Here is a 17046-nt window from a genome sequence, read left to right as displayed (position 1 = left end):
TCCGTGACTGTCGGTCGCTTCACCCCCGTGACTGTCGGTCGCTTCAGCTCCGTGGCGTCTCCGGACCGCGACGACCCTCGAGTTCCCGGATCCGCTTCGACGCCTCCTCGAGCCGCTTCTTCCGTTCGGCGGCCTCCGACTTCTTGAGCTCTTCGTAGACCTTCTCGTCGTCGTCGCTGTACTTCAGGATCAACCGCGGAACGCTGAGCGTGACGATCAGCGACGGCCACACGATCCACGCGTAGCTCCAGTCGAGAGCGATCTGCAGGACGAGGAAGGTCACGAGCGTGACGCCGATGATGATCCAGTCCAGCGTCTCGACCATGCTGCCCCGTTCGCGGAGCGAGGCCAGTTCGTCCTCCGGGGACTGGGGTGCCGTCGCAGAGGAGCTGTCGTGGCTGACCGCCGGCGCGGAGGAGTCGTGGATCATCCGGATGTGACCGTCGACCTGTTCGAGGGGAACACCGCCGGGTAGCCCCCGGAAGGAGGGGAGCAACGCCGAAAACGTTCGCGCCGAAGATATCTCTCCGGATCGTTCGTAGAACTCGGCGCTGTCGAGCCGGCCCGCGGCGTAGTGTTCGCCGAGTGCGTTCAACGCGTGCATGCGTTCGGCGTCGCTGAGCAGCAGGTCGTCGTGATCGGAAGTGCCGGTCATTGTTTTTCCCGCGCTTTCGGAGTCGGTTGTCGAATCCTGGTGCATCCCCGATCCTAGAGCTGATGGTCGGGCATGTCCCGGGCGAGGATGGCCGCCTGGATCCGCGATTGCAGCCCGAGTTTGTGGAGCACCCGGGCGACGTGTGTCTTCGCCGTGTTCTCACCGATGCCGAGGCGGGGGGCGATCTGGCGGTTGGACAATCCCTCGCCCAGGCACGCGAAGACCTCCTGTTCGCGTGCGGTGAGGGCGTCGATATCCGGACCGTCCGGAACATCCTCCCGCCGAGTCGATTTCGAGACGAACGCGTCGATGACGGTTCGCGTGATCTGCGGTGAGAGCACGGACTCCCCGGAGTGCACCGCCCGGATCGCGTCGAGCATGGCATCCGCGGAGGCGGTCTTGAGGAGGTATCCGGCCGCTCCGGCCCGAAGACTCTCGAAGACGTACTCGTCGATCTCGAAACTCGTCAGCACCAGCACCCGGGCACTCGTCTCCTCGGTGATGGTGCGGGTCGCGGCGATCCCGTCGACGTGCGGCATGCGGATGTCCATGAGGACGACATCCGGGGCGAGGGCGCGCGTCTGCGACACCGCGACGGCACCGTCGGCGGCTTCGCCCACCACCTCGATGTCCTCGCTCGTGTGGAGCAGGAGCCGCAGGCCCGCGCGGATGGCGCTGTGGTCGTCGGCGAGCAACACCCTGATCGTCACGTCGTACTCCTGTTCGCGATCGGCAGTTGCACGTATGTCCTCCATTCGTTCCCGTCGCGACCGGAGCGGGCGTGCCCGCCCACCGCGGCGGCGCGTTCGGCGATGTTGCGCAGGCCGTGCCCGGCGCCGCGGGCCGGTGACGGGTCCGGGGTGTCCGGGTCGCCGATCGGGTTCACCACCTCGATCCCGAGGCGGCCGTCGGCGTCGTCGAAACGAAGGGTCACCGGCCGTCCGGGTGCATGCTTGACCGCGTTCGTCAGGGTCTCCTGGACGATGCGGTAGGCCGTGAGATCGACCTCCGCGTCGAGGTCTGCGGGTGGACGACCGTCGATCCGGACGGAGGTGCCGGCGGCGCGTGCGGAGGCGGTGAGCGGTTCGAGGTCGGCGAGGCGACCCGCGGTGGTGATCTCGTCGGTGTCGTCGCTGCGCAGCAGACGCACCATCGACTGCATCTCCTGCAGGGCGGCCACGCTGCCGGAGCGCACGGACTCGAGCACGGTCAGCGCTCGGTCGGGATCGGAATCGCGGAGGCGGAGCGCGGCCTCGCTCTGGATCGCGATCGACGACAGGTGCCCAGCCACGACATCGTGCAGGTCGCGGGCCAGACGCTGCCGCTCGGTGGTGATGGCGGCGCGACGGTCCAGTTCCGCGACCCGCGAGAGAGCCTCGGCGCGTGCCCGTTCGATCTCGGCGGCGTCCCGATGTGTGCGGACGGATCGGGCCCACCAGATCGGGACGACGATCACGAGCGCGGCGATCGACACGGCCCATACGGCGATGCGCAGTTCTCCGAAGTACACACCGAGCGCGACGGCGCCGACGACGATCGGGACCAACGGGGCGCGTTCGAGGAAGCGGCTGGTGCGCGCCGAGCCGAAGAGCGTTGCGGTGTACAGCAGGTCGCCGTATGCGATCCAGACCGGCAGCGAAGGGCCGACGACGAGGTCGACCAGTACCGGAACCGTGCCCAGCAGGAGTGCGAGAAGCGGTCGCGTGCGGCGCATCGTCATCGGTGCACACACGCACGCGAGCAGACCCAGCCACACCCACAGCGGCTGCGGCGGCCGGTCCTCGACGAGCACACCGAGATCCAGGGCGTACAACAGCGCGCCACCCGCGAAGTACGCGAGGGCGACGAGCAGGGAGTTGTAGCGCGGGTTCACGAATCCCACTCGAATCTCGGATTCACGGTTGTCCACGGCAACGATTCGACCACAACCGGGGGAGGATCAGGGTCGGCGTCACCCGAAGTGATGAGGCATCTGCCGCCCATCGGGCGACGCGCGCGAGGGTGTGTGCGCGCGATTCTGGGGTCATGTCCAGCCACATCGCGTCCTTCATCGTCGGGTGCGAGATCGCGTTCTGGGTCGTCCTCGCGGTCGGCCTCGTGTGCCGGTATCTGCTCCGGCTCCGGAGGACGGGCACGGTGCTGCTCGCCCTGATCCCGCTGATCGACGTCGTTCTGCTCGCGGCCGTCGCGGTGGATCTGCACAACGGGGCGGAGGTCGGCTGGGTCCACCGCGCCGCGGGTATCTATCTCGGTGCGAGTGTCGCCTTCGGGCCGAGCGTCGTCCGGTGGGCCGACCGGCGGTTCGCCTATCACCTCGCGGGTGGTCCGAAACCGGAACGCGCTCCGAAGGAGGGCCCGGAGGCCTTCCGCAAGGAATGTGTGGACTTCGGGCGATGGCTGCTCGCGGCCGGGATCAGTGCGGCAGCCGTGCTCGGGCTCGGGTCGACCGTCGCGAACGGCGAACAGGCCTCGGCGCTGTACGGAATCTTCCCCACCCTCGCCACGATCACGGTGATCTGGCTGATCACGGGCCCGGTCTGGGTGCTCGGCAAGCAGTGACGACCACACCGCGCCGAGAAATCTCGGGGTGCGCGATGAGTTCTCACGGGGCGGCCGGTCTGTATCGGTGACACCCGCACCGCGTCCCGCACAGGACGGGCCGACCACAGGAGAAACCATGTCGCGCATGCTGTTCGTCAATCTCGCCGTCGAGAACATCACCGCCACCCGCGCATTCTTCGACACGCTCGGATTCACGTTCGACGAGTCGTTCTGCGACGAGAACGCCGCCTGCCTGAAGATCAACGACCAGACCTACGTGATGCTGCTCGAGAAGCAGATGTTCCGGATGTTCACCAACGACGACATCTGCGACACCACGAAGGCCCGTGAGGTGCTGATGTGCGTGTCGGCCGACAGTCGCGAAGGTGTCGACGCGCTCGTCGACGGCGCGATCGCGGCCGGTGGCAGCGAATGGGTGACGACCGGCGCGCAGAAGGCGCAGGAGGAGATGGGGGACTACGCGTACCAGCGGGCGTTCCGCGACCTCGACAACCACGTCTGGGAGGTCATGTGGATGGACATGGCCGCCGCTCAGCAGGCCGATGCTACGGAAGCTGCGCCTGCCGAGGCGTGACCTTCGACGTCAGCGGGCTGCCGGGGGCCTCCGGCAGCCCGAACCTGGCGAACAACCCGGCGGTGTCGTCGGAGAAGAAGACGGTGGCGTGCGCGACCCTACCGTCGACGATGTCGAGCACCTGCAGTTGGAAAGGGTGGTGGCGGTCGTCCTCCCCTCGCATGTACAGCCCGAATGCCGGCTGGCCGTTGGCCACGGTGGGAAGCAGCACCTGGTCGCCGGGGCCCTTCGCGGGGCACTGGTGCTTGATGAGGGTGACGATCGCGTCGGGGCCCTGGTACCAGCCCTCGAAGGGCGGCATCTCCCAGACGGCGTCCTGGGTGAGCATCTCGACGAGCGAATCGATGTCGTACTTCTCGAAGCCGTCGACCCAGCGCTGCAGCAACGCCTTGGTCTCGGCGCTGTCGGGTTCGGCGAGGTCGTCGTCGCGGACCTGGGCGTCTTTCAGCTGCGCACGTGCCCGTTGCAGAAGGCTGTTGACCGCCGCCGTCGACGTGTCGAGCGCGGCTGCGACCTCGGTGGCGCGCCACTGCAGGACCTCGCGGAGCAGCAGGACCGCGCGCTGACGAGCGGAGAGATGCTGCAGGGCCGCGACGAAGGCGAGGCGGACGGAATCGTGGGAGGCAGCGATGGTGGCGGGATCCGACGGATCGTCGGTGGCGTCCCCCACGGGAAACGGCTCGAGCCACGGCACCTCGGGGCGGGTGACCAGATCGTCGGTGGGATCGGAGCTGGGCGCGCCGAGCCCGGTGGGCAACGGCCGGCGACTGCGGCCTTCGAGCGCCGTCAGGCACACGTTGGTGGCGATCCGGTGCAGCCACGTGCGCAGTGAGGAGCGGCCGCCGAAGTTCTCGTAACCGCGCCAGGCGCGCAGGTAGGTCTCCTGGACCAGGTCTTCCGCATCGTGCAGCGACCCGCTCATGCGATAACAGTGGGCGAGCAATTCGCGACGGAACGGCTCGGCGAGGTCCATGAAATCGGTCGACGTCGATGTCGAACCGGCAGATTCTTCGAGCAATTGTTCGGTCATGAGCGCGATACCCCCGGCTGGTCGGACCCGAATCCGCTACCCGTCAGAGAGTAGTCGGGGGCACCGACAGAAGACAGATGATCGCCGGGTCTCGATCGGGGGGCCGGATACAGGTACCGTGCACGAAGTCGCGCCGAGGTGAGCGCGTGGTGGACGGAGTGGGGACAGGTCGTGCACGAGTACACGCTGCGCGAAGGCGTATCCGGAGCGCGGGGTCACAGCAGGCCCGAGCGCAACGGGCCCGTCGGCCCCTTCGCCGACGTCCTTCCACCCGGGGCACTGGACGTCGAGCGGCCTCCGCTCGACCGGTTCGGGCCGGCCGAGCTCGGACGGGCCGTGGTCGTCGCCGCCGTCCTGATCGCCTTCGTGGTGTGGGCGGTGTTGCGGTGGACCGTCCGGCCCCGGCAGCACAGCGTCGTCGAAGCGGCCGCGCACGGCACCGTCGACGCCTTCGAACATCTCGGGCCGACCTTCGTGAAGCTGGGCCAGCTCATCGCGTCGTCACCCGGACTGTTCCCCGCGGCCCTCGCCGACGCGTGCCTGCGCATGCTCGACGACGTGCCGACCTTCCCTTCCGAGCAGGCCCGCGCGGTGATCGAGGAGGATCTCGGACACCGCATCGACGAGATGTTCGAGTCGTTCGACGATGTGCCGCTCGCCGCGGCGTCCGTGGCCCAGGTGCACGGGTGCGTGCTGCGCGACGGCCGACGGGCCGTGGTGAAGGTGCAGCGACCGGGGATCGCGCACCGCATGCTCGTCGATCTGCGCGCCGCCTACATGGGCGCGAAGCTGCTGCAGCTCTTCGAGTTCTTCCGTATCGCGAACACTCCGGGGATCATCCGCGATCTCTACAACGCGACGATGACCGAGCTCAACGCGGCGGTCGAAGCGGATCGTCAGGATCGTTTCCGCCGCAACATCTCCGCGTTCGGCGACAACGCCTACGTCACGGTGCCCGAGGTGTACTGGCAGTGGTGCGGTCCGCGGGTGATCTGCATGGAGCGTCTGCAGGGCAAGCCCGTCGACCGGGTGGTGCCGGGCCAGGACGATCTCGACACCTCCCTGCTCGTGCGCCGCGGAGTGAAGGTGTGGATGGAGGCGGTGCTCTGTCACGGCCCGTTCCACGGCGACGTGCACGCGGGCAATCTCTGGCTGCTCGACGACGGACGTGTCGCGCTGCTCGACTTCGGCATCGTCGGCGAACTGCCCGAGAAGTGGCGCGCGCTGCTGCGGGCGTTGTTCCGCGCGGCCCTGCTCGACGGGGACTTCACGGCGGTCGCGCAGAGTGTGCGGGCGCTCGGTGTCGCCGCCGACCTCGACGTCGACGACGCGGCGGTCGGCCGGCAGGTTGCCGAGATCTTCGGTCCGCTGCTCGGTCAGGACGTGGGGGAGTTGCGGCTCAGCGAACTGATCGGTGCGCTCGTCTCGCTCGGCCGCAAGTGGAACACGTCGACGCCCGAGGAGCTCGTGTTGTTCGGGAAGCAGCTCGGATATTTCGAGCGCTACGCGACCGCGCTGGCGCCGGGCTGGGTGCTCGGCCGCGATCCCTTCGTCTTCCGGAACATCTTCCCGGACGAGGTAGCCATAAGAATCGCCGAATCGAACGTGAGCCTGCCCGACTGAGCCACGAGCCCGTTCGGTCTTTACAGGATCCGACCGGCCCCGTAATTTGAACGATCGTTCGACCAAATTATGGTGCGAGCCACACATTGGCCACCGGAAGGACCGCGACCGCAATGGCAACTTCGCAGGACGTCGTACTGAGCACGCGCGACGGAAACGTCGTGACCTGGACGATCAACCTTCCGGAGGCGCGCAACCCGATCTCGGGTGACGACGTCATCGATCGCCTCGTCGAGCTCGCCGAGGAGGCAAACCGCGACATCGACACCCGCGTCGTCATTCTCACCGGCGCCGGATCGGCCTTCTCCGCCGGCGGCAACGTCAAGGACATGGACGAACGTCGCGGCATGTTCGGCGGCAGCCCCCACGCCCTGCGCGAGGGCTACCGTTACGGCATCCAGCGCCTGCCCCGCGCCATCTACCACTGCGAGGTCCCGATCATCGCCGCGGTCAACGGACCGGCCGTAGGCGCCGGCTGCGACCTCGCGATGATGTGCGACATGCGGATCGCCTCGTCGAAGGCGTTCTTCGCGGAGAGCTTCGTCAAGCTCGGCATCATCCCCGGCGACGGCGGCGCCTGGCTGCTTCCGCGCGCGGTCGGTGCGGCGCGCGCCGCCGAGATGGCCTTCACCGGCGACCGCGTCGACGCCGCGACGGCATTCGACTGGGGCATGGTCTCGCAGGTCGTCGAACCCGAGCAGCTCCTCGACGCCGCGAATGCGCTCGCCGCCCGCGTCGCCGTCAACCCCCCGAGCGCACTGCGCATGACGAAGAAGTTGCTGCGCGAAGGTCAGCGCGTCGATCTCGACACGCTGCTCGAACTGTCGGCCTCCTTCCAGGCGCTCTCGCACCACACCGAGGACCACCGCGAAGCCCTCTCGGCGTTCCTCGAACGACGCACCGGCGACTTCACCGGCAACTGACCTTCCCCTCTCCTTGCCCCCACACCCCGGAGGACAAGCCATGCAGCGGACGATCTTCACCGAAGAACACGAGCAGTTCCGGAAGATGGTGCGCGACTTCATCGAACGTGATGTCGCGCCGCATCGCGAGGAATGGGACGAGATGGGTCGCCCGCCCCGCGAATTCTTCCGCCGGCTGGGCGAACTCGGCATCCTGGGGATCCAGGTCCCCGAGGAGTTCGGCGGAGGGGGCGAGTCCGGCTTCAAGTTCAACACGATCGTCTTCGAAGAGGTTGCGCGCGCCGGAGTCTCGTTCGGCTCCTACACCGTGCACGCCTGCCTGATCCTGCCCTACCTGCTCGAGTACGCGACCGAGGAGCAGAAGCAACGCTGGCTGCCCGGCTTCGCCGACGGCTCGATCATGACCGCGATCGCGATGACCGAGCCCGGCACCGGCTCCGACCTCGCCAACATCGCGACCTCGGCGAAGCTGTCCGAGGACGGCAAGCACTACATCATCAACGGCGCGAAGACCTTCATCACCGGCGGCGTCACCGCCGACCTCATCCTCACGGTCTGCCGTACGAGTCCGTTCGATCCTGAGAACCGCCGCGGCGGCCTGTCGATCATCGCGGTGCCCACCGACACCGAGGGCTTCGCGGTAGGCCGCAAGCTCGACAAGATCGGCCTGCACCAGCAGGACACCGCCGAGCTCTCGTACACCGACGTGAAGGTGCCGGTCGAGAACCTCCTCGGTGAGGAAGGCGCGGGCTTCGGCTACCTCACCCACAACCTGCCGCAGGGGCGTCTGAGCATCGCTCTGAACCAGGTCGGCTTCGCCGAGGCCGCCATCGCCCACGCGATCGCATACACCAAGGAACGCAAGGTCTTCGGCAAGCCCGTCGCCTCGTTCCAGAACACCAAGTTCGTGCTCGCCGAGTGCTCGGCCGAGACCCAGGCCGCGCGTGTCTACGTCGACCACTGCCTCGAACTGCTCGACCGCAAGGAACTGACGGTCGCCGATGCGGCCCGCGCGAAGCTGTTCTGCACCGAGGTCTCCGGTCGCGTCATCGACAAGTGCCTGCAACTGCACGGCGGCTACGGCTACATCACCGAGTATCCGATCGCCCGGCTGTACGCCGACACCCGCGTGACCCGGATCTACGGTGGCACCAGCGAGGTCATGAAGACGATCATCTCCAAGGATCTGGGGCTGTAGGCATGTACCCGGGCCGTTACGCCGCCGTCGCCCCGGATCGGCCCGCCGTGCACGAGGCCGCGACCGGCCGGACGCTCACCTATCGGGAGCTCGAGGGCGCGTCCGTCCGGTTCGCACACTGGCTGCGCGCACACGACGTCGGGAAGGGCGACCACATCGCGGTCGTCACCGTCAACGACGCCACTGCGTTCGAACTATACTGGGGGGCAGTTCGTTCGGGCGTCTACGTCACCTTCGTCAACACGCATCTCGCTCCCGTCGAGGCGGCCTACCTCGTCGACGACTGCGACGCGAAGGTGCTCGTCGTCTCGGCGCCGCTCGCCGACCTCGCCGAGGCGATCGTGCCGCTCACCCCGAAGGTGACGCACCGTGTCGCCTTCGGAGGGCAGGTGCCCGGACATCTCGTGTACGAGGAGGAGGTGGCGGGTCGTCCCGTCACCCCGATGCCGGACCAACCCCGCGGCAGCGACATGCTGTACTCCTCCGGCACCACCGGGCGCCCCAAAGGCATCAAGCCCGCTCTCTCCGGTGCTCAGGTCGGTGACGAGCCCGGTCCTCTGCTGCTGAAGCAGGTGCGCCGCTTCGGTTTCGACGAGAACACCGTCTACCTGTCGCCGGCACCGATCTACCACGCCGCGCCCTTGCGGTACGGCGTGTCGACGCAGGCGCTCGGTGGCACGGTCGTGCTCATGGAGCGGTTCGTCGACGAACTGCCGCGCACGCCGACGGGCAAGATGGTCAAGGGCAGGCTCGGCGAGCTGATCGCGCAGTACGCCGATACCGGAGCGTTGTCGTGAGAGTGCTGTCGCCGAAGCAGCGCGTCTTCATCGAGGCGGGCCGGAAGGAGTTCGTGCGCAACGGATACGGCTCGTCGTCGATCCGGACCATCGCGCAGGAGGCAGGCGTGAGCCTGTCCGCCCTGTACTACCACTACAAGAACAAACAGGATCTGCTGCTGGCGATCCTGCTCGACGGCGTCGACACCTACGACGCGGTCTGTGACGCCGAACTCGCCCGCGTCGGCGACGATCCGGTCGAGCAGATCCGCGCGTTCGTCAAGGGGAACGTCATCTTCCGCACGCAGTTCCCCGAGCAGGGACGCATGATCGCGACGGAGGTGCGCAATCTCGAACCCGAGGGTGCGCTGCTGTACGAGGAAGGCCGGCGCGCCGGCCGAAGGCGGATCCGCGACATCATCGATCGCGGTGTCGCACAAGGTGTCTTCACCACGAAGTATCCCGACGACTGCCGCCGATCGATTCTGGCGATGGTCTCGGCTATCGCCAACTGGTACGACCCCGCGGGTCCGGACGGCCCGGACGAGATCGCAGAACGCTACGCGGACCTGTCGCTGGCGCTGTTGTGTCCCACCATCACCGGTGGAGAAGGAGATCAACGATGAGTGCACGACTCGTACCGAGGGCGGGTACCCCCGATCCGGCACTGACGGAACTCCGTGCCGAGGTACGGGCGTTCCTGAAGGAACAGATCGACGCGGGCGTGTTCACCCCAGGCATCGACACCTGGCTGACGCGATGGAACCCCGAGTTCACGCGCGCACTCGCCGCTCGCGGTTGGGTCGGCATGACGATCCCCGTCGAGTACGGCGGACACGGACGAACCTTCATGGAGCGCTTCGTCGTCACCGAGGAGCTGCTCGCGGTGGGCGCGCCGGTCGCCGCCCAGTGGGTCGCCGACCGCCAGGCCGCACCGTCGCTACTGAAGTACGGCACCGAAGAGCAGAAGCAGCGGTTCCTGCCGGGCATCGCGGCCGGTGAGATCTGCTGGGCCATCGGAATGTCCGAGCCCGACTCCGGATCCGACCTCGCGAGCGTCAAGACGAAGGCCACGCAGGTGGACGGTGGGTGGCGGATCTCCGGCACCAAGTTGTGGACGTCCGGGGCCCACCACGCCGACGCCTTCTTCGGCCTCGCGCGGTCCGCCCCGCTCGATCCCGCGCACCGCCACGACGGGCTGAGCCAGTTCATCGTGCTGCTCGACTCCCCGGGCGTGACCATCCGCCCGATCCTGTCGATGTCCGGCGACCACCACTTCAACGAGGTGCTGCTCGACGACGTCTTCGTCCCGGACGACCTGGTGCTCGGACAGATCGGCGCCGGCTGGGAACAGGTGACGAGCGAGCTCGGATACGAGCGCAGCGGTCCCGAACGTTTCCTGTCGACCTTCGGGGTGCTCGAATCCCTCGTACACGGTGTGGCCGACGGCAGCGTCGAAGCGGACACCCGCATCGGAGCGACCATCGGGCGCATCGCGGGTCTGCACCGCATGTCCACCGCGGTCTCCGAGTCCCTCGAACGTGGCGAGAACGCCGAACTCGCGGCGTCGGTAGTGAAGGTGCTCGGCACGAAGACCGAAGGGGACCTGGCGGATCTCGCCGACGAGGTCGCGGGATACACCGCGGCCGACGCACATCTGGCCGAGCTCGTCCGGGCAGGAGTCATGCAACGACCGGGCTTCACACTGCGCGGCGGCACGAGCGAGATCCTCCGCGGGGTCATCGCACGAGGATTGGGGATGAGATGAGCGGGCAGGACGCACTGCAGTCGACGGAACTGCGCGACTTCGCACAGATGCTGTCCGAGGTGTTCACCTCGGGCGACGACCACCGCATCGGTGACGTCGTCGAACTCGATCGTGCCCTGTGGAGCACCCTCACCGAGCTCGGCCTCGATCGGCTCACCGGTTCGGAGGACAGTGGTGGAAGCGGCGCGGGATGGCTCGAAGCCGCCCTGCTGCTCGAAGCTGCCGGCAGTGCTGCTGCTGCCGTGCCGGTGGCCGAGAACGATCTGCTCGCGGGTTGGCTCCTCGAGCAGGCAGGCCTCGAGGCGGTGCCGGCCGTGCGTACCGCCGCGGTGCTCGACGCCGACGGCCGCGCACGCCACGTGCCGTGGGCCCGGTTCGCGGACTCGATCGTCGTGTTGTGGGAGTCACCGCAGGGATGGCAGGTCGCCGAGGTCGCTCGCGGCGATGTCGAGATCGTCGAGGCCGTGAACCTGGCGGCGGAGCCCCGCGACCACGTGTGCGTCGACCTGTCGGCACTGTCGGGACGTGACGTTCCGGCGGGCACCGCCGACGAGTTCCGCTACCGGGGCGCGCTCGTCCGTGCGCTGGCCACCGCGGGTGCGATGGATCGGGTTCTCGAGCTCGTCGTCGATCACACCACTGCCCGCGTGCAGTTCGGTCGTCCGCTGGCCAAGTTCCAGGCGGTGCAGGCGCTCGTCGCCGACATCGCCACCGAGGCCTCGCTCGTGCACGCCGCCGCGGATGGTGCGGTCGATGCCGTTCTCGCCGGTGGTTTCGATGACGCGTCGACCCGCTTCGCGATCGCGGCGGCCGCGTCGTGTGCCGGGCATGCGGCGTCGGTCGTCGCCCGCAACGCGCATCAGGCGCTCGGCGCGATCGGCTTCACGATGGAACACGAGCTGCATCGGCACGCCAACCGGATCCTGTCGTGGCGCAGCGAATTCGGCACGGTCGCGTCGTGGGATTCCGAACTGCTCGCCGCGGCCGGTGAAGCCGGGGACGTGTGGGCGTTGATCACGGGTGGCCCGGCACGCTGACGAGCACGAGACATGTCGGTGCATGCTTCAACGCGGTCTTATCGATGTCGTTCACAGGGGCGAGGACTGCACACCACGCGTCCCGGGATCTTCGAACCAGTAGCAGTGACAGTTCACGCCACCGGGGATCTCCCCGGCATCTCCGCAGCGTGGGACGGGGGCGAACCATTGCTGGTACCGGCCGGATTCGGATCGGATTTCGCCCGCGCAGCACCGACCCGTCGACGCAGAGCAAGGGTGACCGTCACGGCTTGCCAGAAGAGAATGCCGACCAGAATCGACAGGGCGAACGCCAACCAGGGATGGTCCTCTCGCAGCGGCAGATACACCTGGAAGTGCGTCAGGTAGATGTAGAGCGACGCGCTCGCCAGCACCCCTGCGATCCGGCTCAGCACAGGTGGGCAGGGAACGGACTCGAGCCACACCAGCAGGCCCAGCCCACCGATGACGAGAAGTTCTCGCTGGAGATCACCCGAGAAGTATCCGGGCACCGTGGCTGCGATCACCGCCGTGACGATCATTCGGTGCCACACGGTCGTCGACGTAGCGGCAGCCCAGCCGAGGGCGAACAACCAGAAGACCATCGACGCGCTCAGAATCAGATTGTTGCCGTCCCCGAGCTCGATCACGCGGTAGCGGGGGAGCAGACCCACACCCACCAAGGCCATCGCGAACCAGAACGAGTGCCTGCGCTCAACACGGTCGATGAGCGGGATGGACAACACCGCGATGACTACGAGCAGGATGTACACGATCGCCTCGATGAACCAGTACCGCCATTCGGGCGTCCACCCGTCGGGGCCGAGAATGCCGTTGAGCAACAACGCACTGGTCACGAGATAGTCCCCGGTCAGTGCGATCACGACGCCTAGCCACACCATGCTGGGTACGGCAATTCGGGCGACGCTGCCCAGGACATGTCGCACCCGTTCGGTACGGGGAGTGGCGAGATGAAAGCGTGCGAAGTTGTATCCGGCGACCCCCAGCAGCACATGCGCGCCGCCGAGAACCCCGAACAACCGGATGTGCGAACCGACGATCAGCACGATCGCAACAGCGCGGAGCAGCACGTTGGTCTCGACCGCCCGCCACCATCGTCGCCGGGGCGTAGGCACGAAATCCTTGATCGCGGTGGTGTGCCAGTTCTGGGGTAGATAGCCGAGCATGCGCTCGAGCCGCAGAGACATCTGCACATAGGACAGCGAGTCGCCGCCCAGGCTCACGAACGAGCTGTCGTCGGTGACCTGCCCACTGTGCAGCACCTCGGCATACAGGGTCCGCAGGGCGGCCGTGTCCACGACGGTGCTCTCTGCCTCGGGTGAATCGGGCGTCGCGTGGTGCACGAGCTCGGCCACTGCCCGAAGGTCGGGTTTGCCCGTGCCGGTCCGCGGAAGCTCGTCGACGAGACACACACGCACGGCCGCGACGGGAAGACCACAGGCCCGTGCGCTCGCGGACCGGATCGCCTCGAGATCGCTCGCACCCTCGACCGCCACGATCATGTCGTCCGTCCCGCCGACACAGCATGCTGTCAGTCCCTGTTCGGCGAGGGTCGACTCGACCTGCTGCAGGTCGATCCGTAGCCCGAAGATCTTGACGAAACGGCTGCGTCGGCCCACCACCTCGTACACGCCGCCGTCGATCTGCCGCGCGAGGTCGCCGGTCCGCAGTTCACCCTCGAGGACGTCCCCGAGACCCAGATCCTCGGGCGTGTGCGCGTAGCCGAGCATCACGTTCGGCCCCGTGTAGATCAGTTCACCGGTGCCGTCCGGAGCGTCCGGTATCGGCTCGAGCCGGAAGGATCCACCGGGAACAGCTCGTCCGATCGACTGCGGATAGTCGGAGGCGAGTTCCGGAGGCAGGTACGCCATCCGTGCGGTCGCCTCCGTCTGCCCGTACATGACGAAGAAATCCCAGCCCCGCTCACGGCCCGACTGCGTATAGGCGCGGACCCGATCCGGTGAGAGTCGACCGCCGGCCTGGGTGATGTAGCGCAGGTCGGGTAGGTCCAGTTCGTCGAATCCGAACCGATCGAGCAGATCGAACGTATAGGGCACGCCGGCGAAGCTGGTGCCGCGGTGGTCTCGGAACAGCTCCCAGAACGCCGGGTCGGTCACCGAGCGGCTCGTGAGGATCACTGCGGCTCCGCGCAGTAGGTGGCTGTGGATGACAGAGAGCCCGTAGCAGTAATGCATCGGCAGCGTCGTCACTGCCCGGTCGGTACTACGGATGTCGAGGTACTCCGCGATCGACTCTGCATTGGACTGCACGTTGCGATGGGACAGGCGGACGAGTTTCGGGGAGCCCGTCGAGCCGGAGGTGCTCAGCAGCAGCGCCAGGTCGGGGTGCAGTACATGCGCAGAACCGTCACCCCGTTCCTCGATCGTCACGGTCCCGTCGATACTGCGCACCACCACGTCGGGTCGGTATGCGGCGATCAGGCCTTCGAAGGCTGCGGGGTGGTCGCCCGGCGCCAGCAGAACCGGATGTCCGGCGAGTAGGGCTGCAAGGTAGACGACAAGAACATCGATCTCGTTGGCACCTGCGATCAACACCAGTCGGCGGGTGTTGCCCAGCCGGGCAGTTGCCCGATGGACTCGGTCGGCCAGGTCGCTGTAGGTGACGGTTTCCTGCTGGGTGATCAAGGCTGGGGCGTCACCGAAGTCTTCCAGATGGAGGACGAAACGCACGCGAGGATGTTCCTTGCGGAAGAACGGGCTGAGCACCGATAGAGTGTAAGGGCTGCCAAACCTGACAACCGAGGGCTTGAATTGGCCTTTACCACCACCTTATGGGGTTCGCCCCCCCACACACACACATGTCGCCGCGGTCGTGGGTGGATCCGATGCTGCAGTCGTGTCCGAGGTGTTGCGACGCGCGCACGTGGCGGGCGCACTGCTACAGCAGTCGGTTGCACGCCGGCCGGACGCCGTCACGCGCCCCTTGCTGTGATCAGGCAGCGGGTGCTGTGCCCGCGTCGCAGGGTGCGGCATCGGCTGTGACGTCGAGGTCGGGAGCGAGGATGTCGAGCAGCATGCGCACCTGGCGTGTGGGTGCGACGACGTGGAAACGGCCGGGCCGGATGTGAACGGCATCGGCGAGCATCGAGGCGACCTCGGAGTACATGAAGGTCACCTCGGACAGGTCGACGACGACGTGGTCGCCCGAGTGTGCGAGGTCGCCGAGAGTGGAGGCGAACTCCGCTCGGGCGGTCATGTCGAGATCTCCCTTCGCCCGCAGGACGCTGCAGCGACGGGAGGGCGAGTGGACGTCGAGACGGTAGCGCGGTGCTCGGGCGACCGTCTCTGCACCGACACGTGAGAGTGCGCCGGTGTGGGTGACGATCCTGCGGGTGGTGCTCGTACGTGTGCTCATTGCGGTCTCCTGTCGGCGTGGATTTCGTGCCGTCCGGTGCGGGCTGGATCACGAGCAGACGGTCGGCCTGCTGGGGTCGTGGTGAGAACGTCGGGGTCCGGTGAGAACTCGCCTCGGGCTTGCACAGAGCCTGTCCGACGGATGTCGCTTCGCCACCACCCGTTCCATAACGGAACGATAACGAAACATCACGGTTCTGTAACGTAGGCGTTCGGAGCTGCGAAAATATCCTATCTTCCTCGCTCCGTCGGCCCGAGCGGACGATCGGTGGCCGGAGATGGGATGCTGGATCCATGAGCGCTGTTCCTGCCGACGCTGCCGCCGACGCGGAGGCCGCGTTCGGCGGCCTCGTCGTGGAGACGGAGCTCGCCCCCATCCACCGGCTCCGCAGCGGGGCGCTGTCCGCCGTCGAACTGCAACTGCGTGGTCCGGGAGGATCATCGTTGCACGATGCGACCGCTCTGAGCGAGGCCGCCCGGGCGATGCATCAGAAGTCGGAACTGGACCGGATCAAGTGGCGCAGGGCCGGACGGCAAGCCGAGTCGGCGGTTCCGCATCTGGTGACCGTCGATCTCGATTCGCTCGACGAACTCGGCGCGCTCGGGGATCGAGGGGGCCCGACCACGGTCGCTCTCATCACCGAGCAGGCGCTGATCGCCGCCCCCGCCAGGACGCTGCGCACCATTGCGGCGGCGCGCACCGCCGGCATGCTCGTCGCGGTGGACGGTGTGGGAGCGCGTGCTCAGGCCCTCGCGCTGCTGCCGCTCGTCGAACCGGATGTGATCATCACGTCGCCGGCCCTGATCGCGCGTGCGGCCGACGCCTCGACGGCGAGGATTGCCCACGCCGTCGCCGCGTACATCGAATCCAGCAGCGCGGTCGTCATCGCGCAGGGCGTCGATTCGGAACTGCATCGCCGCCGCGCTCTGGGATTGGCCGCCGAATACGGAATGGGCGCGCTGTATCCGACAGTCGGATCGACCGGTGATGCCGCGCAAGCGGATTCGGATGTCGAACCGATATCGCTGCGTCCGCGACGGGCCGTTCCCGGCGGCCCCGAACTCACTCCCTTCGCTCTGGCGTCCGAAGGACGCAGACGCACAAGTAGTTTCAAGCGACTTCTGGTGTCGATGAGCAAGCTGCTCGAGACCAACGCGGTGGGAGCCGGACCGGAGACGATCGTGCTCGGCACCTTCCAGCGCGCCGAGCACTTCACCCCGACCTCCCGGGTTCGATGGGCGCAGCTCGCCGAGCAGGTCGCCTACACCGGGGTCTACGGCGTCGGAATCGATCCCTACGTCGACTCCGCGGTACACCACGCGCCGTTGGACCCGAACGATCCGATCGTCGACGAATGGAACGTCGTCGTCCTCGGTTCGCACTTCGCGTGCGTACTCGCCGCGCTCGACATGCACACCGACGCAGAGGATCTCGACCGCGAGTTCCGCTACGTGCTGTCCTACGACCGCGGCACCGTGATCCGGTGCGCCCACAGCATCCTGGCGCGTTTCGAGGGGTGACCCGA

15 protein-coding genes and 1 pseudogene are annotated in these 17046 nt (G+C 67.4%); 10 read left to right on the top strand and 6 right to left on the bottom strand.

Annotation, left to right across the window (positions count from 1 at the left end; translation table 11 throughout):
* Positions 1 to 43: 43 nt before the first annotated feature.
* The 3 genes from IM25_RS03645 to IM25_RS03635 are packed head-to-tail and all read right to left on the bottom strand — an operon-like array spanning position 44 to position 2564.
* A complete protein-coding gene (locus IM25_RS03645) occupies positions 44 to 655 on the bottom strand; it encodes a DUF1707 SHOCT-like domain-containing protein (RefSeq protein WP_033096340.1) in 612 nt (203 codons plus the stop codon).
* 53 nt (positions 656 to 708) lie between these two features.
* Positions 709 to 1365, bottom strand: coding sequence for a response regulator (locus IM25_RS03640; protein ID WP_065995757.1), 657 nt, complete (start codon positions 1363 to 1365; stop codon positions 709 to 711).
* The gene (locus IM25_RS03635; protein WP_065995756.1) at positions 1362 to 2564 is read right to left on the bottom strand and encodes a sensor histidine kinase; all 1203 of its coding nucleotides are present in this window, start codon (positions 2562 to 2564) and stop codon (positions 1362 to 1364) included. Before IM25_RS03635 ends, IM25_RS03640 begins: the two co-directional genes overlap by 4 nt.
* A 116-nt stretch (positions 2565 to 2680) precedes the next feature.
* Between IM25_RS03635 and IM25_RS03630 the strand changes: the two genes are divergently transcribed.
* Positions 2681 to 3214 carry a hypothetical protein gene (locus tag IM25_RS03630; protein WP_033096337.1) on the top strand — a complete coding sequence of 178 codons (534 nt, stop codon included), beginning with the start codon at positions 2681 to 2683 and terminating at the stop codon, positions 3212 to 3214.
* A gap of 118 nt (positions 3215 to 3332) precedes the next feature.
* Positions 3333 to 3791: a VOC family protein gene (locus IM25_RS03625; protein WP_033096336.1), complete on the top strand. Its 459-nt coding sequence runs from the start codon at positions 3333 to 3335 to the stop codon at positions 3789 to 3791.
* Here the strand turns inward: IM25_RS03625 and IM25_RS03620 are convergent.
* Positions 3763 to 4821 carry a sigma-70 family RNA polymerase sigma factor gene (locus tag IM25_RS03620; RefSeq protein WP_065995755.1) on the bottom strand — a complete coding sequence of 353 codons (1059 nt, stop codon included), beginning with the start codon at positions 4819 to 4821 and terminating at the stop codon, positions 3763 to 3765. The two genes, IM25_RS03625 and IM25_RS03620, sit on opposite strands and share 29 nt — an antisense overlap.
* A 186-nt stretch (positions 4822 to 5007) precedes the next feature.
* Between IM25_RS03620 and IM25_RS03615 the strand changes: the two genes are divergently transcribed.
* The 7 genes and pseudogenes from IM25_RS03615 to IM25_RS03585 all read left to right on the top strand — a co-directional run bounded on the left by IM25_RS03615 (position 5008) and on the right by IM25_RS03585 (position 12146).
* Positions 5008 to 6444, top strand: coding sequence for an ABC1 kinase family protein (locus IM25_RS03615; RefSeq protein WP_052039957.1), 1437 nt, complete (start codon positions 5008 to 5010; stop codon positions 6442 to 6444).
* A gap of 113 nt (positions 6445 to 6557) precedes the next feature.
* Positions 6558 to 7367, top strand: a complete 810-nt coding sequence (locus tag IM25_RS03610) for a crotonase/enoyl-CoA hydratase family protein (RefSeq protein ID WP_033096334.1) — start codon at positions 6558 to 6560, stop codon at positions 7365 to 7367.
* A gap of 40 nt (positions 7368 to 7407) precedes the next feature.
* Positions 7408 to 8565 carry an acyl-CoA dehydrogenase family protein gene (locus IM25_RS03605; protein ID WP_033096333.1) on the top strand — a complete coding sequence of 386 codons (1158 nt, stop codon included), beginning with the start codon at positions 7408 to 7410 and terminating at the stop codon, positions 8563 to 8565.
* 2 nt (positions 8566 to 8567) lie between these two features.
* Positions 8568 to 9266 (top strand): annotated as a pseudogene (locus IM25_RS03600) (AMP-binding protein); the annotation flags it as partial.
* A 92-nt stretch (positions 9267 to 9358) separates the two neighbouring features.
* A complete protein-coding gene (locus tag IM25_RS03595) occupies positions 9359 to 9967 on the top strand; it encodes a TetR/AcrR family transcriptional regulator (RefSeq protein ID WP_232333390.1) in 609 nt (202 codons plus the stop codon).
* Entirely contained in the window at positions 9964 to 11109 is a 1146-nt protein-coding gene (locus IM25_RS03590; RefSeq protein WP_006553729.1) for an acyl-CoA dehydrogenase family protein, read from the top strand. Before IM25_RS03595 ends, IM25_RS03590 begins: the two co-directional genes overlap by 4 nt.
* The gene (locus IM25_RS03585) at positions 11106 to 12146 is read left to right on the top strand and encodes an acyl-CoA dehydrogenase family protein (protein ID WP_019290827.1); all 1041 of its coding nucleotides are present in this window, start codon (positions 11106 to 11108) and stop codon (positions 12144 to 12146) included. Before IM25_RS03590 ends, IM25_RS03585 begins: the two co-directional genes overlap by 4 nt.
* A gap of 113 nt (positions 12147 to 12259) precedes the next feature.
* Here the strand turns inward: IM25_RS03585 and IM25_RS03580 are convergent, their stop codons facing one another.
* Both IM25_RS03580 and IM25_RS03575 read right to left on the bottom strand, forming a co-directional pair.
* The gene (locus IM25_RS03580) at positions 12260 to 14872 is read right to left on the bottom strand and encodes an AMP-binding protein (RefSeq protein WP_033096331.1); all 2613 of its coding nucleotides are present in this window, start codon (positions 14870 to 14872) and stop codon (positions 12260 to 12262) included.
* Positions 14873 to 15098: 226 nt separating this feature from the next.
* Positions 15099 to 15521 (bottom strand): STAS domain-containing protein, encoded by a 423-nt coding sequence (locus IM25_RS03575; RefSeq protein ID WP_052039944.1) that lies wholly within the window; start codon positions 15519 to 15521, stop codon positions 15099 to 15101.
* 293 nt (positions 15522 to 15814) lie between these two features.
* On the opposite strand from IM25_RS03575, the gene IM25_RS03570 reads away from it, so the two are divergent.
* The gene (locus IM25_RS03570) at positions 15815 to 17041 is read left to right on the top strand and encodes an EAL domain-containing protein (protein ID WP_065995754.1); all 1227 of its coding nucleotides are present in this window, start codon (positions 15815 to 15817) and stop codon (positions 17039 to 17041) included.
* Positions 17042 to 17046: the final 5 nt, after the last annotated feature.

Origin of the sequence: Rhodococcus sp. p52 (assembly GCF_000763325.2) — a bacterium.
Classification (GTDB): Bacteria; Actinomycetota; Actinomycetes; order Mycobacteriales; family Mycobacteriaceae; genus Rhodococcus; species Rhodococcus pyridinivorans.
This window is presented reverse-complemented; position numbering and strand designations above follow the sequence as displayed.